The organism is Polaromonas sp. JS666 (assembly GCF_900103405.1).
In the GTDB taxonomy this organism is placed as follows: Bacteria; Pseudomonadota; Gammaproteobacteria; order Burkholderiales; family Burkholderiaceae_C; genus Polaromonas.
Genome location: NZ_FNHX01000012.1, coordinates 100,180 through 116,477, shown reverse-complemented (window position 1 = coordinate 116,477; position 16,298 = coordinate 100,180). Strand labels below are relative to the sequence as shown.

At 65.5% G+C, this 16,298-nt stretch carries 21 protein-coding genes; 6 read left to right on the top strand and 15 right to left on the bottom strand.

Going from position 1 to position 16,298, the window contains the following annotated elements; translation table 11 throughout:
• Positions 1-577 precede the first annotated feature (577 nt).
• From BLQ85_RS21370 to BLQ85_RS21340, 7 genes are all read right to left on the bottom strand, one after another.
• A complete protein-coding gene (locus BLQ85_RS21370) occupies positions 578-1,105 on the bottom strand; it encodes a hypothetical protein (protein ID WP_074579980.1) in 528 nt (175 codons plus the stop codon).
• Positions 1,106-1,307: 202 nt separating this feature from the next.
• Positions 1,308-1,760: a DUF2721 domain-containing protein gene (locus BLQ85_RS21365; protein WP_074579979.1), complete on the bottom strand. Its 453-nt coding sequence runs from the start codon at positions 1,758-1,760 to the stop codon at positions 1,308-1,310.
• A gap of 70 nt (positions 1,761-1,830) precedes the next feature.
• Entirely contained in the window at positions 1,831-3,183 is a 1,353-nt protein-coding gene (locus BLQ85_RS21360; protein WP_074579978.1) for a type II toxin-antitoxin system HipA family toxin, read from the bottom strand.
• On the bottom strand, positions 3,180-3,506 hold the full coding sequence (locus BLQ85_RS21355) for a helix-turn-helix domain-containing protein (protein WP_254806497.1): 327 nt from the start codon (positions 3,504-3,506) through the stop codon (positions 3,180-3,182). The genes BLQ85_RS21360 and BLQ85_RS21355 overlap by 4 nt, the downstream gene beginning before the upstream one ends.
• Before the next feature lie 214 nt (positions 3,507-3,720).
• A complete protein-coding gene (locus tag BLQ85_RS21350) occupies positions 3,721-4,977 on the bottom strand; it encodes an Hsp70 family protein (protein ID WP_074579976.1) in 1,257 nt (418 codons plus the stop codon).
• Positions 4,974-5,498, bottom strand: a complete 525-nt coding sequence (locus tag BLQ85_RS21345; RefSeq protein ID WP_074579975.1) for a hypothetical protein — start codon at positions 5,496-5,498, stop codon at positions 4,974-4,976. Before BLQ85_RS21345 ends, BLQ85_RS21350 begins: the two co-directional genes overlap by 4 nt.
• A gap of 115 nt (positions 5,499-5,613) precedes the next feature.
• Positions 5,614-6,081, bottom strand: coding sequence for a nuclear transport factor 2 family protein (locus tag BLQ85_RS21340; RefSeq protein ID WP_074579974.1), 468 nt, complete (start codon positions 6,079-6,081; stop codon positions 5,614-5,616).
• A gap of 100 nt (positions 6,082-6,181) precedes the next feature.
• Between BLQ85_RS21340 and BLQ85_RS21335 the strand changes: the two genes are divergently transcribed.
• Positions 6,182-6,742, top strand: a complete 561-nt coding sequence (locus BLQ85_RS21335; RefSeq protein WP_074579973.1) for a TetR/AcrR family transcriptional regulator — start codon at positions 6,182-6,184, stop codon at positions 6,740-6,742.
• Here BLQ85_RS21335 and BLQ85_RS21330 read toward each other — a convergent pair.
• Entirely contained in the window at positions 6,739-7,194 is a 456-nt protein-coding gene (locus BLQ85_RS21330) for a MerR family transcriptional regulator (RefSeq protein WP_074579972.1), read from the bottom strand. The genes BLQ85_RS21335 and BLQ85_RS21330 overlap by 4 nt on opposite strands.
• Positions 7,195-7,217: 23 nt before the next feature.
• Entirely contained in the window at positions 7,218-7,670 is a 453-nt protein-coding gene (locus BLQ85_RS21325; RefSeq protein ID WP_074579971.1) for a nuclear transport factor 2 family protein, read from the bottom strand.
• 133 nt (positions 7,671-7,803) lie between these two features.
• Here BLQ85_RS21325 and BLQ85_RS21320 point away from each other — a divergent pair, with 133 nt between their 5' ends.
• Entirely contained in the window at positions 7,804-8,043 is a 240-nt protein-coding gene (locus BLQ85_RS21320; RefSeq protein ID WP_074579970.1) for a hypothetical protein, read from the top strand.
• Between the two features lie 5 nt (positions 8,044-8,048).
• Here the strand turns inward: BLQ85_RS21320 and BLQ85_RS21315 are convergent, their stop codons facing one another.
• Genes BLQ85_RS21315 through BLQ85_RS21300 form a run of 4 tightly spaced genes read right to left on the bottom strand, consistent with a single transcriptional unit; the run spans position 8,049 to position 10,892 of the window.
• Complete coding sequence (locus BLQ85_RS21315; protein WP_074579969.1) at positions 8,049-8,354, bottom strand: hypothetical protein; 306 nt, start codon at positions 8,352-8,354, stop codon at positions 8,049-8,051.
• A 10-nt stretch (positions 8,355-8,364) separates the two neighbouring features.
• Positions 8,365-9,039, bottom strand: coding sequence for a hypothetical protein (locus BLQ85_RS21310; protein ID WP_074579968.1), 675 nt, complete (start codon positions 9,037-9,039; stop codon positions 8,365-8,367).
• Positions 9,036-10,064, bottom strand: coding sequence for an MlaD family protein (locus BLQ85_RS21305; protein ID WP_074579967.1), 1,029 nt, complete (start codon positions 10,062-10,064; stop codon positions 9,036-9,038). The genes BLQ85_RS21310 and BLQ85_RS21305 overlap by 4 nt, the downstream gene beginning before the upstream one ends.
• A gap of 24 nt (positions 10,065-10,088) precedes the next feature.
• Entirely contained in the window at positions 10,089-10,892 is an 804-nt protein-coding gene (locus tag BLQ85_RS21300; protein WP_074579966.1) for an MlaE family ABC transporter permease, read from the bottom strand.
• Between the two features lie 101 nt (positions 10,893-10,993).
• On the opposite strand from BLQ85_RS21300, the gene BLQ85_RS21295 reads away from it, so the two are divergent.
• The gene (locus tag BLQ85_RS21295; RefSeq protein ID WP_074579965.1) at positions 10,994-11,644 is read left to right on the top strand and encodes a LysE family transporter; all 651 of its coding nucleotides are present in this window, start codon (positions 10,994-10,996) and stop codon (positions 11,642-11,644) included.
• A gap of 2 nt (positions 11,645-11,646) precedes the next feature.
• On the opposite strand, the gene BLQ85_RS21290 is transcribed toward BLQ85_RS21295, so the two are convergent.
• Positions 11,647-13,128, bottom strand: a complete 1,482-nt coding sequence (locus BLQ85_RS21290; RefSeq protein WP_074579964.1) for an aminotransferase-like domain-containing protein — start codon at positions 13,126-13,128, stop codon at positions 11,647-11,649.
• Between the two features lie 190 nt (positions 13,129-13,318).
• On the opposite strand from BLQ85_RS21290, the gene BLQ85_RS21285 reads away from it, so the two are divergent.
• From BLQ85_RS21285 to BLQ85_RS21275, 3 genes are read left to right on the top strand one after another with little or no spacing between them, the layout of a single operon-like run.
• Positions 13,319-13,687 (top strand): hypothetical protein, encoded by a 369-nt coding sequence (locus tag BLQ85_RS21285; RefSeq protein ID WP_074579963.1) that lies wholly within the window; start codon positions 13,319-13,321, stop codon positions 13,685-13,687.
• Between the two features lie 51 nt (positions 13,688-13,738).
• Positions 13,739-14,374, top strand: a complete 636-nt coding sequence (locus BLQ85_RS21280; protein WP_074579962.1) for a LysE family translocator — start codon at positions 13,739-13,741, stop codon at positions 14,372-14,374.
• A 57-nt stretch (positions 14,375-14,431) separates the two neighbouring features.
• Positions 14,432-14,914 (top strand): RidA family protein, encoded by a 483-nt coding sequence (locus tag BLQ85_RS21275; RefSeq protein ID WP_074579961.1) that lies wholly within the window; start codon positions 14,432-14,434, stop codon positions 14,912-14,914.
• Here the strand turns inward: BLQ85_RS21275 and BLQ85_RS21270 are convergent, their stop codons facing one another.
• On the bottom strand, positions 14,915-16,045 hold the full coding sequence (locus tag BLQ85_RS21270; RefSeq protein ID WP_371327327.1) for a PQQ-dependent sugar dehydrogenase: 1,131 nt from the start codon (positions 16,043-16,045) through the stop codon (positions 14,915-14,917). It lies immediately after the preceding gene.
• Positions 16,046-16,298: the final 253 nt, after the last annotated feature.

Genomic DNA, 16,298 nt, shown 5'->3' with positions numbered 1-16,298 from the left:
TTCTTTGCTTCGCCAAAGAAAAGTAAGCAAAAGAAAGGCGACCCTGGTGTCTGCGTCCCCTGCGCTTCGCTCCGGGGCAACCTGCGGTGCTCGGTCCAGCCGGGGTCTGGCTAAACTCGCTACGCTGCGCTTCGCTCAGACAACGCCAGCCCTGATCCGTCTGGCCCTCCGCTCCTCGGCACATACACAAGGGGTGGGGACAGGAATACCAAACAGCCGAAGCCCCCCCCGAATACCTAAAGCAACAAGGACACGCCATGGCGTGTCCTTGTTTGTATTTGTCTTCTTGGTATTTCGGTATTCGGTTCCCGCTCCCGATTGCCCCGTCCTGGCTGGGCCGAGGAGCGCAGAGACAAGCGGATCAGGGCCGGCGTTGTTTGAGCGAAGCGAGTTTAGCCGGACCCCGCTTGGCTCGAGCACCGCAGGTTGCCCGTAGCGCAGCGGAGGGACCCAGACTGCGGGTCGCCTTTCTTTTGGGTACTTTTCTTTGGCGAAGCAAAGAAAAGTGCCTCGCCCGCCGGGGCGAGACCCGGCCAGCCGCCCTCAGCAGAGAAAGCAGCCGCCGGAAAAAATCAATTTAAATAGAACCCAAATCCTGGATGGCATCCACCACCATACTCGTCCCCACCGCAATCAGCAGAATGTCGGTCGCAACCCGCACATACTTGTGCCCTGCGGGCGGGGCACCCAGTTGCACCACCACCGCCGCGGGCACGGGGTAGTACACGATGTCGCGCGGCAGCGGCTGGCCTATGGCGTATTTCTTGGCCTGGCCTGGGGGCAGGCAGCCGTTGTTTTTCTTGGCCAGGCCCGGGGGGCAGTGGCCGGCCTTGAACTGCTTGCCGTAATAGTTCTGAACCACCACACGCTGCTGCGGCACAAAATAGCCGCCGACCTTGACCTCGGCGGCCTGCTTGTTTTTCTTGGCTTTTTTGCCGCCCGGCTCTTGATTGCCGTGATCGGACTGCTCCGCCTGCTGCTCATGCTTGTTGCCCTTGTTTTTGCCGCCGCCCGCCCATTCGGGCTTCTCGGCAAAACTCGCGGAACAGGCCAGGGTGGCCGCCATCAACAGTGCAAGGCTGCGTGTCATCGTGGTGGTTTTCATTATGGTTCTCCGGTGGTTTGAATAAGGGCTTGCGGCCAACAGGGCCTTAGCCGCTCGCGTGCCTGACTGTTCAACGGAAGGCTTGCGCGGTCGTTGACGGAGCTTTGCCTATTCTCGCCATCGCGAAAGGAAAAAATCTGTAGGGCAACAAGCTGATGCGGCGTCCTACATTTGCTCACATTCAGGTTCAGGCAACTGAGGCCTAGCTCGAAGGCTCCGCGAATTTCAGCAACCGCGTCGCCAGCAAGGTCTCGGCCAGAAAGCACACCAGGGCCAGAAGGAAGCAGACCACGCCAGACAAAAAGCACACCGTCGCGATCCGCAAGGTGGGCAGTTCGCTGGTTTCGCCGAGGAATAGCAGGATGATGGTGGTTCCGATCAGGATGGCGCAAAAAGTCAGCAAGGCAATGCAGATGTTGACCAGCCAGCCGCGGTGGCGCAGTTCGCGCAGTTCGGCATACATGCGCTGTGCACGGGTGTCTTCCACGCCGCCGGCTTCCAGCCGGTTTTCCAGAAAGCGCGCGCGGTCGATGATGCGGGCCAGGCGGCCCGCCACGGCCGCGATCATGCCCGAGACGGCTGTGAGCAAAAACACCGGCGCCACGGCCAGCTGGATGCCGTGGGTGACCGTGGCAAGGTCAGGCGCGAAATTCATGCGGGGGCTCCGGGTGTCATGGGTTGGCGATGGGCTATTTTGTCATGCGGGGTGCGCAAGGGCCGCCGTTTCATGGCGGCATGGACGCCGCCCTGCGCCTGGCGCCCGCCGCGCGCCGGGCCCGCCAGCTTTTCACCGCGTCGCAGGCCTCGAAGTGTTTGAGCAGGTTCTGCTTTTGCCGCTCCAGCAGGCCGCTGGCCGCTATCATCTGCGGCCACGATTCGCAGGCCTTTCCCACCGCCTCATTGAGCACGCCGCGCACGCGTGTTTCGAACATGCCGGTGGCGTTGCAAAAGCTGCGCAAGGTCTGGGCCGTGAGCCTGGCCTGCTTTTCGCCACCGGGCACAAAGCGCAGCGCGTGGCCGCGTCCGCCCAGGTATGCCGCATAGGCCACCACGTCGTAGGCCGGCGACAACTCGGGCGTGCGACCGTCGCGGTACAGCACGCCGAAATTCTTCACATGGGCGTCGTAGTTGCCCAGCATTTCATTGACCATGACGCGGCGTACCAGTTCTTCCGCGGCGCCCTCGCCCACCTGGGCCGGCAGGCTCATGCCTTCGCGCAGCGTCCTGGCCATGGCGGCATAACTTGCGGCCGGGTGGGTGTATTTTTCTTCGGGCTGTATGCGCAGGATCTGCGCGAAATCCTCACAATGGATATGCCCCTGGGGGCCGCGGTCAAAGCGTTTGACGGCCAGGAAATGCCGGCTCTCGCCGAGCACAAAAGGCTGGCCGGCCGTGATCTCGTCCAGGGGCGCCAGCCAGGCTTCGCACACGCCCACGCCCGCGGCCCGCGCCAGGCGCAGCGAGAGTTCCTCGACCTCGGGCAGCAGGGCGAACTCGGCCGTGGGCAGCTTGGCGATGATGTGTACGCCCTGGGCGTCGCGGGTGCGCGCCACATAGCGGCCCTGCTGCTGCACCAGCGCGAGCTTGGGCTGCACGCCGGACAGCGAGGTCGCGTCGGGCAAAGGGTCGGCGCTGACGGACATCTCCAGCGCGTCATGGTGCTGGGTGACCACGCCCGCCAGCGCCTGGGCATCGAGGTGTGCCGGGTAGGCATAGACATTGCCGGGCAAGTCGGTGCCGCAGGCGGCCAGCATGTCGAAATGGTCGTTGGGCCCACAGCCGCGCAGCTGCTCCAGGTGGCGGCGCAGCGGCCCCTCGGGCAACAGGTTTTGGAAAAATGCCGGCAGGCGCCCGCCTTCGGCATTGAAGAACGGAGTGTTGACGTAACTGCGCCAGAAGATCTCGCGGCGCTGCGCGTCGTCGTCCGTGGCGGCCCAGGAGAACACCGGCGATGCCGGGTTGGACCAGAAGGCCTCGTCGGGAATGAAACGCGTGAGCGCCGTGCTGCCCGTGCCGTACTGGAACAGCAACCCGGCGCGCAGGGAGCCCAGGTAGATATCCAGCGCCAGAACGTTCATGGCCGCTCACCCTTGGCCTTCTTTGCGCCTGCGGCAGCAGCAGCGAGCTGCGAGGTCTCGGCCACGATGCGGTCCACCCGCGACAAAGCGGGCGGCGCGGGCTCCTGGACGCTGTACGGCTGCAGGCCGGCGGCCACCACCTTGGGCAACAGCAGCACCTCCAGCCCCAGTTGGTCGGCAATCGCCATCAAGGTGGTGATGCGCGGCGCGCTGCGCCCCTGGAGCACATTGCGCACCGCCAGGGGCGTAAGGCCCGTCCTTTCAGCCAGGACCTGGTAATCCAGCATCAGGCGCTGCCGCTCCACTTCAAGGAGGATCGCCATTTCCGACATTGTTTTCATAAATAGAATGCTATCGTTTTTTATATGAACGATAGTATTTTATCTATTTTCGAGATTAAAAACAATATTTAACTATCTTTTTATTCAAAAAAGATAGTTAAATATCTCTTCCTCTCCTAAAACCGAAAATTGGGGAAACTCCAGCTGGGCATCCAGTCCCGGTCGGCCGCACGACACGGCCTGAAACGGGCGGCTGCTAGCCGAACTTGCGCAGCGCATCGAGCGCCAGCCCCGCGCCAATGCTGCCGAAGCGGTCGCCCTCCACGCTGCGCGCCTGCGGCAGCAAGGCGGAAATCTGCTCACGCAGCAGGGGCACGCCGCTGGAGCCGCCAGTGAAGAACACGGTGTCTATGGCGTCCGGGTCGACACCGGCGTCCTTGAGCAAGCCCAGGACGGTGCGCGACACCGTGCCCACAAGCTCGCCGATGGCGCCATCAAAATCGGGCCGGTGCAAGGTGAGGGTCTCGCCGGGGGCGATGCGGCCCAGGTCCATGATGGCCTCGGGCGCGTCGGACAGCGTGATCTTGGCCGCCTCGACCTGCATTGCCAGCCAGTGGCCGGCACGTTCGCGCACCAGGTTCTGCAGGCGGTCCAGCTTGTCCTTGTCGACCGCACCGCGCCGTATGTCGCTGATCTGCGTCCAGGATTTTTTGCTGTAGACCTGATTGATGGTGTGCCAGGTCGCGAGGTTGAAGTACTGGGCCGAGGGCACCTCCAGCCCGCTGACCAGCCGGCTGCCCAGGCCCAGTGTGGGCATGACGCTGGCCAGGCTCAGGTATTTATCGAAGTCGGTGCCGCCTATGTGCACGCCGCCGCTGGCCAGGATGTCGTCCCGCCGCTCGGCCTTTTGCGCGCGCTCCGGCGACAGGCGCACCAGCGCGAAGTCCGAGGTTCCCCCGCCGATGTCCACCACCAGCACCAGTTCTTCGCGGCGGATCTGCGACTCGTAGTCGAAGGCCGCCGCGATGGGCTCATACTGGAAGGCGATGTCTTTGAGGCCGACCGCGTGGGCGATCTCGGCCAGGGTGTTTTCGGCCTTCTTGTCGGCTTGCGGGTCGTCGTCCACGAAGAACACCGGCCGGCCCAGCACCGCCTGGCTGAAGGACTGGTCTGCGGCTTTTTCGGCGCGGTGCTTGAGCTCGCCGATGAACTGCGCCAGCAGCACCCGAAACGGCAGCGCGCGGCCGCCGACCTCCGTGTGGTCGTCGATCATGGCCGTGCCCAGCAGGCTTTTGAGCGAGCGCATCAAGCGCCCTTCGTAACCGGCCAGGTAGTCGGCCAGCGCCGCGCGGCCGTAGCTCACATGCTCGTCCTCGGCATGGAAAAACACCACGGAAGGCAGCGTCGGTTTGCCGCCTTCGAGCGGCAGCAGCGCGGGCAAGCCGGGCCGGACCCAGCCCGCCGTCGAATTGGAGGTGCCGAAGTCTATGCCGCAGGCCTGGGGCGCGCTCACCGGCCGGCCGGCTTGGCAAAGCCGCTTTCAGCCCAGGCCACGGCGCTGGCGCGATTGAGCTTGAAGGACGGCGCCACGCGCACCTGCGCCAGTTGTTCACCGGCCTCGTCGGCGGCGCTGAGCAGCCCGTGCGGGTTGTCCTCATCGGGAACGATGTCCAGCGTTACCGTGACACGCGCCGCATGGGCAGTCACCGTGATGCTCTGGTGCAGCGTGGCATGCAGCTGCTGCTCGTGCCTGCGCACGAACTCCGAGGCGGTCTTCACCAGCGTGCTGAAGGCGGGGCCGTCCAGCGGCTTGGGATTTTTCTTGTCGCGCCCCATGGTCCAGGGGCCGACCAGCGCGGGCTCGGGCTCGCCGTCCTTGATCATGGCGACGGCCCAGCCGTCGTCGTCCTCGTTCTTGATGACCTTGGCCGTCCAGCCGTCGCCGCGCCAAAGCCGCGGCTCCTGGAGAACGGGCTGCTCGTCGTGGGGGGATTCGTGGTCCGGGCCGGCCGGCGGGGTGTGGGAGTCAGTCAAAGCGGGATCACTCGGGTCAGGCGCCCCGACGGCAGGCCGGGGGCAAATTCAGGTCACGCAGCGACAACACGGTGCGCATGGGGGACACGGATTCTACAGCCCCGCCCCCATCCCTTCACAAGCCAAGGTCGCTCAGGCTCGGGTGGTCGTCGGGCCGGCGCCCCAGCGGCCAGTGAAACTTGCGCTCCGCCGCCTTGATGGGCAGGTCGTTGATGCTGGCGTGGCGCACCGCCATCAGGCCTATCTCGTCAAACTCCCAGTTTTCATTGCCGTAGGAGCGGAACCAGTTGCCGGCATCGTCATGCCACTCGTAGGCAAAACGCACCGCAATGCGGTTACCGCCGAAGGCCCACAGCTCCTTGATCAGGCGGTAGTCCAGCTCGCGCGCCCATTTGCGCGACAGCAGGCCGACGATTTCCTCGCGGCCGGTGACGAACTCGGCGCGGTTGCGCCAGCGGCTTTGCGCGGTGTAGGCCAGCGACACGCGCTGCGGGTCACGCGTGTTCCAGCCGTCTTCGGCGGCGCGGACTTTCTGCACGGCGGTGTCGTGGGTGAAGGGCGGGAGCGGCGGCCGGGTTTCCATGGAGGCATCCTTTGAAGGGTGGTGGGGATAGAAGAGTAGACAAGTCTGTCTACCTGCCGAAATTCTGGCACAAGTAGACAGACTTGTCTACAATCAGGCCATGGACGTCTCAGCCCCCTCCCCGCGCGAGCGCATCCTGCTGACCGCGCACGACCTGTTCTACCGCGACGGCCTGCGCGCCACCGGTATAGACCGCATCATTGCCGAGTCGGGCGTGGCCAAGCTCACTTTCTACCGCTGCTTTCCGAGCAAGGACGAGCTGATACGCACCTTCCTGGACTACCGCCACGAGCGCTGGATGGCCTGGTTTGTCGATGCCCTGGGGCGGCACGGCGCAACAGCCGGCGGCGGCCTGGCGCCGCTCGTGCCCGCGCTGGCCGAATGGTTTGCCGACCCGCTGTTTCGCGGCTGCGCCTTCATCAATGCCATGGCCGAGGCGGGCGCCCTGCCCGGCGTCGCGCAGATCGTGCAGAACCACAAAAACGAGATGCGCCAAGCCATTGCCGGCCTGCTGCCGGCCGGCCCGCGCCAGCAAGCTGTCGCCAGCGCGGCGGCGCTGGCCGTGGACGGCGCCATCGTGCGGGCGCAGATGGAAGGCGGCGAAGCAGCGCTGGCCGGCTTGCGCCTGCTGCTCGATGCGCTGGAGCTTCCCGCCGGTTAGGCCTTCAGGGGCCGGCGCGGCTTTGCCTTGGGCCGGGATGAGAGCGCGGCAGAGCCCTCCACCACCTTCAGTACCGGCCGTTTGCCCGAAGCTACCCATTCGTCGTAGAAATCGATCTTGCTGTCCAGCAGCTTGAGCGCCAGTTGCCACTCGGCAATCATGTCCTTGACCTGCTCACGGTGCGCCCGCAGCAGCGCCTGCCGCTTGGCCAGGGTGCTGCGGCCCTGCTTGACCAGCGTGGTGTATTCGCGCATTTCGGCAATTGACATGCCGGTGCGCCGCAGCCTGTCCATCAAGTCCAGCCAGCTGATGTGCAGCTCGCCGTAGACGCGGCGGCGCCCGCCGTCGCGCGCCACGCCGGGGATCAGGCCCTGCGCCTCGTACCAGCGTATGGTGTGCACGCTGCGCCCTGTGCGCTCGGCGAGTTGCCCGATCAAAAAGGTTTCAGCCATGCGCCACTGTATGAAGTTGCGCCTCAGGCGGCAAGTTCCGATGCATGGGCCGGGGACGGGGCATCGAGCGCCGAGTTCACCAGCGCGGTGTCGAAGTACTCCACCAGGTCCTTGATCCGCCCGCCCTCCATGCGGCAAACATAGCAATACCGGTTGTTGTAGGCCTTGCCTGCCTTGGTGGTGACCCGCCCGTCGAATTCGATGACGACCATGTCGCCGTCCGCCATCACACGGCGCGTGGTGCTGAAGTAAGGCGTGGCGAATTGGGCATACACAGGCCGCAGCAGTTCCTGCAGGACCGCCTGCTTGCCGCCGTAGGTGCGCGACCATGGCGTGTCTCCGGGAATGGTCCACGAAACATCGTCGGCCATGGCTTCGATAAAGGGCTTGCCGTTGCCTTTGTCCAGTTCGGCCATGACCTGCCGTATGCGCTCCTTGTTGGCCGAGGTAATGGAGGGGGTGGATGCTGTGCTCATGAGGAATCTCCTGGAATGCCCGTCGCACCGGGCGTGGGGCCCGGCAGGCTGCGAGGGCTTGGAGGCATTAAAAATCCTAGAGTGCACTCAAGGTCAAGCCCGCGGCTTTCCGGGCCAACCCTACAATGCCCGCATGAACCAGAAACGACCGGCCGCCAGCGAATGGGTCAGCAAAATGCTGGCGGTGCTCAAAAGCGGCAACACGACGGCGGCCATCGCCCAGATCAAGGCCACCACCAGCAGCAAGGATTTGCGGCAGCTGCACGCCACGCTTGAAAAAGCACAGATGTTCAAGCAGCTCCCGGGCGTGGAGACGGCGATCTCGGACCAGTTGCAGGCACTGGCCTCGCCGCGTCTTAGCCGCTCACCCTGACCGGTCTACGCCGGGCGAATCTCGAACTGCGCATCGCCCATATAGCGGTGCGGGCCCAGCGCGGCCGTCACGGCCGCCAGCTCCGCCGCCTGCCACTGGCTGAAGATCTCCAGTTCATCGGTCGACAGCACGTCTTCCGCCGGCGACTCGCCATAGGTCGCGACCAGCCGCATATAGGCGTTGTAGACCGGCAGCACCAGGCTTTCATGGCCCAGCGCGTCCTCCAGCGCCGCGCGAAAGCGCTGCTCGGCCGCCTGCAGCTCTCCTTCGGAGGCATCTTCATAGGCGTACAGCCTGAGCCGGTAACTCACGGTGTTTTCCTCATGGCTTCACTGGGGCGGGCATGTTTTGTGTCAGCTCAATGCGGCGGCGCAGGCGGTCGGCTTGGTCGGCATCACCGCCCTGCTCCACCCGGCGCAGCTCCACGCCCAGCCAGGCCAGCAGCGGGCGCCGCCAGCCCTGGGCCGAGGCGGTGTCTATCGCCTGGCGGATCACGGCCGGGCTGGCCTTGCCGGTTTGCAGCAGCACACCGGCCGCCACCAGCCTGGACAAAGGATCGGTGATGCCGTCCAGGGCGCCCGCATTGCCGGCCGCGGCGGCGCGCTGCGTTTCAGGCAGCAGTGCAATGCCCTGCGGCTGCACCCGGCCCTTGAGGTAATCGGCGTAGGCACGTTGCGCCTCGGTGGCGTCTGGCCGCAGCTTTTCAAAGCCGCTGCAGGGCTCGTCCAGCACCAGGCTGGCGACGCGCGTCGCGCAGTGCAGCAGCTCGGCCGTGGCCAGCAGGTCGGCGCGGCCCGAGCGTGTGAGCTGGCCGCGCGCGCGCTCCAGCTCGGCCGTCTCGACGCGGCTGTTACCTTCCATATAGGCGGCAACGGAACGGTCCATCGAGCCCTTGGCTTCGAGCTGCCAGTCGGGCGCACGTGGGCCGCTGGAACAGCCGGCCAGCAGCCCGGCGGCCATCAGCAATGCGGCAAGTTTTGTGGCGGTGGTGTTCATGGCAGTTTCATCTCCGCCTCGCTCGCATCCTTGGCAAAAGGCCATTTGCGGCTGATCTCGTTGATCAGGCCTTCCACCTTGCGCAGGCTGGCTTCCACGTCGGCGCGCAGCGCGCCCAGGTCGGCCGTGGCGTCCTTGGCGTTGCGCGTCACAGCCTGGGCGTCCTGCAGCAGCGCGTCGACCTTTTTGAGGCTGGTGCGGGCCTCGCCCAGCATGGTGTTGAGCTGCACCACGGTGGCCCGGGTTTCGGGCATCAGGCCCTTGTCGCCGAAGACCTGGGTGTCGGTCTTGGCGGCCAGGCCGTCCAGCTTGGTGAGCAAGGCATTCGTGCGGTCCAGCGTGGCGGCGAATTTTTTGGCCTCGGCCTCGCTGCCCAGCAACACCGTGAGCGCGCCACCCGGGCCATTGAGCCTGTCGGTCAGGGTTTTCAGGTTGGCCAGGCTGGCGCCCACCGAGCCGCCCTCGCCGGTCAGGGTGTTGAGGTTTTCGATCAGGTCCTTGGCCGCGGCGATCACCTTGGGCACCTCGGCGGCCGCGTCGCCCAGCAGCACGGTGCGCTCCGCGCCCTCGGGCAGCGGCGGGTCGTTCAGCAGCCCGGTGTAGGCGCGTATGGCGGTGCCGCCGACCAGGCCGCGCACCAGGGTGAACACGCTGCTGGTGCGCAGCCAGTGGGCGTCCTTGGCGGCCACGTCGACCAGGATGCGGGCCTTGCCGTCCTGCGCCAGTTCCACGCGGTTGACCCGGCCTATGGGGAAACCCGAAAACGTCAGGTCCATGCCTACCACCACACCGTCGGAATCGTCGGCGATCAGCACCAGGCGCTGGGTGGACTCAAACGCGCCGCGCGCATACATCACATACAGCGCCGAGCCGCACACCAGCAGCAGCATAAAAAGCAGCAGCAGCCTGGCCTTGAACTCCAGGCTGGCGATTTCCGCGGGCGAGGACTGCCGGGCCTCGCGCGCCGGCTGCAGCGGGTCCGGCCGGTCCGGCGGTGGGGTGGGATTGTCGTGGGATGAACTCATGGGCTTGTTTTCTTCTTGTGGGGATCAATAGTAATTGCCGACCAGCGATGCCACCTCAATCAGCAGAATCACCGCGAACATGCGCACCAGCCCGCGCATCTCGGCACTGGTGCGCACGCTGGCCTCGGACATGCCGTAGAGCGCCGAGGCCATGGGAATCAGCGATACGGCCAGACAGAAAAACAATGTCTTGAGCACAAAGATCAGCGTCACCGCCGGGCTGAACACCTGGCCGAACAGCCGGGTATAGGCCGCCAGGCCCGACAGCGCAAAGCCGTAGGTCGCGACATAGGCCACCACCAGCGCCACCACGCAGCTCAGCGCCGCCAGCGTGATGCCCGAGAACATGCCCGCCACCACGCGCGGCAGCACTTCGCGCCGCACCGGCTCAATCCCCTGGCGCCGCATCTCGTCGAGCTCGCCGCTGGCCTGCATGGCCGTCAGTTCAGCACCGTCGGGAATCGTGCAACGCAGCGCCACAAACAGCGCCGCCGTCAGCGGGATCAGCTCCAGCACCAGCACGCGAATCACCACCTGCAGCGCATACTGCGACAGGCCATAACTGAGCGCCGTCACCAGCACGATACGCGTCAGCACCACCGTCACCAGCGCGCACAGCACCGTGAACCACAAAAGAATCGGCGCGGTGTTGACGTAGATATGCCGCGCCAGGATGGCCCGGCTTTGCGGGCTGTAGCTGGACGGCGACAGCGTCAGCACCAGGATGATCGCCCCCAGGTGCACCAGCCGCCACCACTCGATCACCCACAGCTGCGCGGCACGGCCGGTTTGCGTGAGTCGACTTTGCGCGTATCCCCTGGAAGCCATGCGGCATGATACCTGCGGGCCTGCCCGGTTCGCTGTAGGATGGCAGGCGTTTTTACGCCCCTCATCCCCTCCTTCCTGACCTCCCTGATTGCAGACACACCATGGCCCTTGACACCTGGACCGCCTACTTCCTCGCCTCCATCCTGATCGCGTTGTCGCCGGGTTCGGGCGCCGTGCTGGCCATGAGCCATGGCCTGAGTTTCGGCCTGCGGCGCACGCGCGCGACGATTGCCGGTTTGCAGATCGGGCTGGTGGTCATCCTGCTGGTGGCGGGTGCGGGTGTGGGTTCGCTGCTGGTGGCGTCGGAGCTGGCTTTCAGCGTTGTCAAGATCCTGGGCGCGCTGTACCTGATCTACATTGGCTGGGCGCAGTGGCGCTCGTCGAACGGCATCGCGGCGGATGGCGAGGCCGGTATTGCCGATGCCAACGGCCTCTCAGCGAAACGCCGCTTCCTCACAGGCCTGCTGACCAATGTGACCAATCCCAAGGGCATTCTGTTTATGGTGGCGGTGCTGCCGCAGTTCATCAGCCCCAGCCGACCGCTATGGCCGCAGCTGCTGGTGATGGCCGTGACCACGGTGGCGGTGGACACCGTGGTGATGCACGGCTATGCCTTCGCGGCCAGCCGGCTGCAGACGCTGTTCAAAAATGCGCGCGCGATCCGGCTGCAGAACCGGGTGTTCGGCGGCATGCTGATGGCGGTGGGCGCGGGCCTGTTCTTTGTGAAACGCAGCCACGCGGCGGCGCACTAGCGTCAAGCCTTAGGGGCCTGGGCCGAGACAATCGCCGCCAGCGTGCGCAAGGCTTCGTCGACCTGGCTGGAAAAGGGCTCACCGCAGCTGATGCGCAAAAAGTTGTCGAAGCGCTTCGAATTGGAAAACATCGAACCCGGCGCGACGCGTATGCCCTGGCGTATGGCGGTGTCGAAGACGGCCTGTGCCGAACTGCCGGCCGGCAGCTCCACCCACAGCATCATGCTGCCCCGGGGCACCGACAGGCGGGTGCCGGCCGGAAAGTGGGCCGCGATGGCCTCGGCCATCTGCTCGCGCTGGACGTTGAGCATGCGGCGCAGCCTGGCCATGTGGCGGTCGTAGGCGCTGGAGGCCATGAACTCGGCCACCGTGTACTGGGCCAGGACTTCATTGGCACGGCTTTGCGCGTACTTGATCATGTGGATGCGGGCCTGCCAGCGGCCGCCGGCGACCCAGCCCAGGCGCAGGCCGGGCGCCAGGGTCTTGCGCAGCGAGGCGCAGTAAATCACCGAGCCGTCACGGTCCCAGGCCTTGGCGGCCTTCAGGGGAATGTCGTCGGGGCCCAGGGCGCCGTAGGTATCGTCCTCGATCACGGCGACCCGCTGGCGCTCGCACAGGCGCACCAGCTTTTCCTTTTCGGCATCGGGCATGACGCTGCCCAGCGGGTTGTGGAAATTGGGCATGACCACCACGGCGCGAATCCTGTCGTGCGTGCGCAGGGCCAGGTCCAGCGCCTCGACGGAAATGCCCTGCTGCGGGCTGGTGGGAATCTCCAGCGCGCGCAGGCCCAAGCTTTCGAGGATTTGCAGCAGGCCGTGGTAGGTGGGCGACTCCACCGCGACGGTGTCGCCGGGCTGCGCCACCGCGCGCAGGGCGATGTTGAGCGACTCTATGCAGCCGTGGGTGACCAGGATGTCTTCGGGCGAGAGCTGCATGCCGGCTTCCAGCGCGCGCTTGGCCAGCACGGCATTGAGCGGCGAATCGTGCAGGAAATCAGGCGCGGTCACCAGCAGGAAAGGGTGTTTGCGCAGGGTCCGCGTGGCGGCGTTTTTCAGCGCCTCGGCCGGGTACATGGCGGGCGAGCCGTAAGTGCCCGCAAGGTTGGTGACCAGCGGATAGACATCGCATTTGGCGACAAAGTCTGAGACGCGGTCGTGCACGCCGACGTACTGGGCCGGGTCCAGCTTGCGGCCGGACTCGGGCTCGCTGGGCGGCTGCAGGTCGGTGCGCCGGCGCTTGAGCACAAAGTAGCCGGAACGCGGCCGCGCTTCGAGCAGGCCTTCGTCCTCCAGTGTGTGGCAGGCCTCCACCGCGGTCGACAGGCTGACCTGGTGCAGCCGCGTCAGCGCCCTGACCGAAGGCATGCGCTCGCCGGGCAAAAGCACGCCTGACTGGATCGCCTGCCGGTAATGGCTGGAAAGCCGCAGGTAAAGCGGCTGCGAAGGAGCTTGCGCAGGGGTTGGGGCCAGGGGTAACACGTCCATGGGCTGAATGATCCGTGAAGGGACTGCGGCGACACAGCCACAGATGGGGCAAAACCAGACCATAACAGATGGGGGAAAAGCCTTCTGTACCGATACAGAAAGAGCTTGTGTGCATCTGTCGGGAATGAGGCGCTTTCCTTAATCTTGCAGCCATGCCCTCCCCGACCGACCACCCCTGATTGGAGCCGCCATGCAGCACCGCCCCGCCCCTCGCCACCTTGAGCTTGACGCCGGTGAATCACTGTTCTTCCACAGCAAGGCCGGCAGCGCGCTGATCAGCACCTCGGGCACGCTGCTGGTGACGGGCGCGCCGCGCTGGCTGGGCGAGCAGGTGTTTCGCGACGCCGCGTCGCTGGAGCCCGGGCAATCGCACACCGTCGCCGACGATGGCTGGATCACGGTCACCGCCCAGCACGGCGCCGCCGCCTGCCTGGTCAGCCAGCCGGCCCGCGTATCGCTGCCGCAAAGGCTGGCGGTGGCGGCCCAACAATGGCTGGGCCGGCTGTCGGGAATCACCCAGGCCGCGCGCGGGCGATACCGCAGCGCCAAGCCGGTTTGAGGCCGCCGCGCTAAATTCGATCTTCGTTCCCTCCACTCTTGACCCACGCCCATGACCACTTCCGCCTGGCTTTTGTTCATCACCATTTCACTTGTGACCGCGCTCAGCCCCGGGCCGGGCATTTTGCTGGCGGTCTCCAATGCCGTGGCCTGGGGGCCGCGCAAGACGCTGTGGAGCTCGGCGGGCAACGTGCTGGGCGTGTTCTCGGTTTCGGCCGCGGCGATGGCCGGCCTGGGCACGCTGCTGCATACCTCGGCCTGGCTGTTCGCGGTGCTCAAAGCGGTGGGCGCGGTCTACCTGGTCTACCTCGGCTGGCGCCAGTGGACCAGCAAGACCTCGATGTTCGACACGCCCCTGCCGCAGCAGTCGCAACCCGGCAAAAGCAATGCCGCGCTGTTCCGCCAGGGCCTGCTGGTGGCGCTGACCAACCCGAAAAGCATTCTGTTTTTCACCGCGCTGTTTCCCCAGTTCATCCATCCCGAAGCGCCTGTGCTGCCGCAATTCCTGGCGCTGACCAGCGCGTTTGCCGCCTGCGTGCTGAGCTCCCACATGGTGTACGTGCTGCTGGCGCGCCACACGCACCGCTGGTTCGGCACGCCGCGCCGGGCCCGGCTGTTCAACCGCATCTGCGGCGGCGCCTTCGGCCTGCTGGGGCTGAGCCTGCTGCGGCTCAAAAGCCCCAGCTAAGCCCCCTGGATACCCGCCTCCCTCTATATATAACTACCCAGAAAGAAAGCCCCTGCCATGGAAGACTCACGCGATGCCCGTTTTGCCGCCCAGGAAAGCGCCCTCGGCTACAGTTTTGAAGGTGAACTCAAGATAGGCGGCAACTACGTGTCCACCGTGCGGCACGGCGACGTGGTCTATGTCAGCGGCCAGGTGCCGCGCGTGGGCAGCACCGTGGTGGTCACCGGCCGCGTCGGTGCCGACGTTTCGCTGGCCCAGGCCCAGCTGGCCGCCAAAGTCTGCGCCATGCGCGCCTTGGTGCTGCTGCGGCAAAGCCTGGGCAGCCTGGACCGTATCCAGCAAATCCTGCGCGTGACGGTCTACACGCAGTCCGCAGCCGACTTCAGTCAGCAAAGCGAGGTGGCCGATGCCGCCTCGGACCTGCTGCATGCGGTGCTGGGCACAGCCGGCACGCACACGCGCACCTCGGTGGGCGTGGCGCAGCTGCCCAAGAATGCAGCCGTCGAGCTGGACCTGATCGCGGCCGTCACGCCGAACTGATCAGTTCCCCGGTAGCAGGCGGATGAGCTTGCCCTTGCTGCTGTCGGTCAGCACATAAAGCAGGCCGTCCGGGCCCTGGCGCACGTCGCGTATGCGCTCGCCGAGTTCAGTGAGCAGCTTGCTTTCGCGCACCACCTTGCCGGTAGAAGGTGTCGTAAAAGGCGCCGACAGCTCAATGCGGTCCAGGTAGCCGAACTTGAGCGAGCCGACAAACAGGTTGCCCTGCCAGGCCTTGCCGTAGCGCTCGCTGGTCAGAAAGGCCATGCCCGAAGGCGCGATGGACGGCACCCAAAAATGCAGGGGCTGCTGCATACCGGCTTTTTCGGTGATGCCCTCGCCTATCTTGCCGCCGCCGTAGTTCTCGCCATAGGTGATGACGGGCCAGCCGTAGTTGGCGCCGGCCTTGGGGAGGTTGATTTCGTCGCCGCCTTGCGGGCCGTGCTCATGCATCCAGAAAGTACCGTCGGGCGCCAGCGTCGCGCCCTGGGCATTGCGGTGGCCGTAGCTCCATATCTCGGGCAGGGCCCCGGCCTTGCCCACAAAGGGGTTGTCTTGCGGCACCGAGCCGTCTTTGTGGATGCGGACAATCTTGCCGTGGTGGTTATCCAGGGCCTGGGCGTCTTCCTTGCGCGAAAAGCGCTCGCCCAGCGTGAGAAAGAGTTTGCCGTCGGCGGCGCCGCCCGCGCCGGCCCGGCTTTCGACGATGCGGCAGCCGAAGTGCGCGCTGCTGGCCACCTTGGGTTTCTGGCTGAAGATGATCTTGAGATTTTCCAGCCGGGTCTCGTCGGGGCTCAGGCTTGCCCGCGCCAGGGCCGTGCTGTTGCCGCGGCCCCCGGGGCCAGGTTCGGAAAAACAGAAAAAGACCGTTCGGTTGCGGGCAAAGTCGCTGTCGGTGATGAGGTCCAGCAGGCCGCCCTGCCCGCCAGCGGCTATCTGCGGCAGCCCGGCCACGGGCGGGCCCAGCCTGCCGTCGGCCGAGATGGCGCGTAGCCGGCCCGGGCGCTCGGTCACCAGAAAACGGCCGCCCGGCAAAAAAGCCAGGCCCCAGGGATTTCCCAGGCCGCTGGCCACGGTTTCCGGGCGGAAGGCCTGCGCCTGGGCAGGCGTGCCGATCGCGAAAATCGCTATCAAAACAGGAGCGAACTTTGCATATGTAGCCTTGAACAGCTTCACATTTCACTCCTTAAATCAAACCAGGGCCGGCAGCCGTAGCGTGGGCCACGGCAGCGGGCCCTTCGGAGGCCGCCGATGCGCCTTTTTCATATGCAAGCATAGGACCTGGAGCGTAAAAAGGGGTTTTCCCCTAGATAAACTCGTTACAAATCAAGGGTTTGTAAAGCTTATCAAGAAGCCACTTGAGGTTGACGTAGGACAGATCTGTCAA

What these genes read in the sequence shown, in the direction of transcription:
- BLQ85_RS21295 (WP_074579965.1), top strand. Translation starts at nt 10,994, where the DNA reads ATGGCCCTTGACACCTGGACCGCCTACTTCCTCGCCTCCATCCTGATC.
- BLQ85_RS21365 (WP_074579979.1), bottom strand. Translation starts at nt 1,760, where the DNA reads ATGAATTTCGCGCCTGACCTTGCCACGGTCACCCACGGCATCCAGCTG.
- BLQ85_RS21340 (WP_074579974.1), bottom strand. Translation starts at nt 6,081, where the DNA reads ATGGAAACCCGGCCGCCGCTCCCGCCCTTCACCCACGACACCGCCGTG.
- BLQ85_RS21325 (WP_074579971.1), bottom strand. Translation starts at nt 7,670, where the DNA reads ATGAGCACAGCATCCACCCCCTCCATTACCTCGGCCAACAAGGAGCGC.
- BLQ85_RS21360 (WP_074579978.1), bottom strand. Translation starts at nt 3,183, where the DNA reads ATGAACGTTCTGGCGCTGGATATCTACCTGGGCTCCCTGCGCGCCGGG.
- BLQ85_RS21290 (WP_074579964.1), bottom strand. Translation starts at nt 13,128, where the DNA reads ATGGACGTGTTACCCCTGGCCCCAACCCCTGCGCAAGCTCCTTCGCAG.
- BLQ85_RS21300 (WP_074579966.1), bottom strand. Translation starts at nt 10,892, where the DNA reads ATGGCTTCCAGGGGATACGCGCAAAGTCGACTCACGCAAACCGGCCGT.
- BLQ85_RS21335 (WP_074579973.1), top strand. Translation starts at nt 6,182, where the DNA reads ATGGACGTCTCAGCCCCCTCCCCGCGCGAGCGCATCCTGCTGACCGCG.
- BLQ85_RS21280 (WP_074579962.1), top strand. Translation starts at nt 13,739, where the DNA reads ATGACCACTTCCGCCTGGCTTTTGTTCATCACCATTTCACTTGTGACC.
- BLQ85_RS21275 (WP_074579961.1), top strand. Translation starts at nt 14,432, where the DNA reads ATGGAAGACTCACGCGATGCCCGTTTTGCCGCCCAGGAAAGCGCCCTC.
- BLQ85_RS21285 (WP_074579963.1), top strand. Translation starts at nt 13,319, where the DNA reads ATGCAGCACCGCCCCGCCCCTCGCCACCTTGAGCTTGACGCCGGTGAA.
- BLQ85_RS21330 (WP_074579972.1), bottom strand. Translation starts at nt 7,194, where the DNA reads ATGGCTGAAACCTTTTTGATCGGGCAACTCGCCGAGCGCACAGGGCGC.
- BLQ85_RS21355 (WP_254806497.1), bottom strand. Translation starts at nt 3,506, where the DNA reads ATGGCGATCCTCCTTGAAGTGGAGCGGCAGCGCCTGATGCTGGATTAC.
- BLQ85_RS21305 (WP_074579967.1), bottom strand. Translation starts at nt 10,064, where the DNA reads ATGAGTTCATCCCACGACAATCCCACCCCACCGCCGGACCGGCCGGAC.
- BLQ85_RS21370 (WP_074579980.1), bottom strand. Translation starts at nt 1,105, where the DNA reads ATGAAAACCACCACGATGACACGCAGCCTTGCACTGTTGATGGCGGCC.
- BLQ85_RS21320 (WP_074579970.1), top strand. Translation starts at nt 7,804, where the DNA reads ATGAACCAGAAACGACCGGCCGCCAGCGAATGGGTCAGCAAAATGCTG.
- BLQ85_RS21310 (WP_074579968.1), bottom strand. Translation starts at nt 9,039, where the DNA reads ATGAACACCACCGCCACAAAACTTGCCGCATTGCTGATGGCCGCCGGG.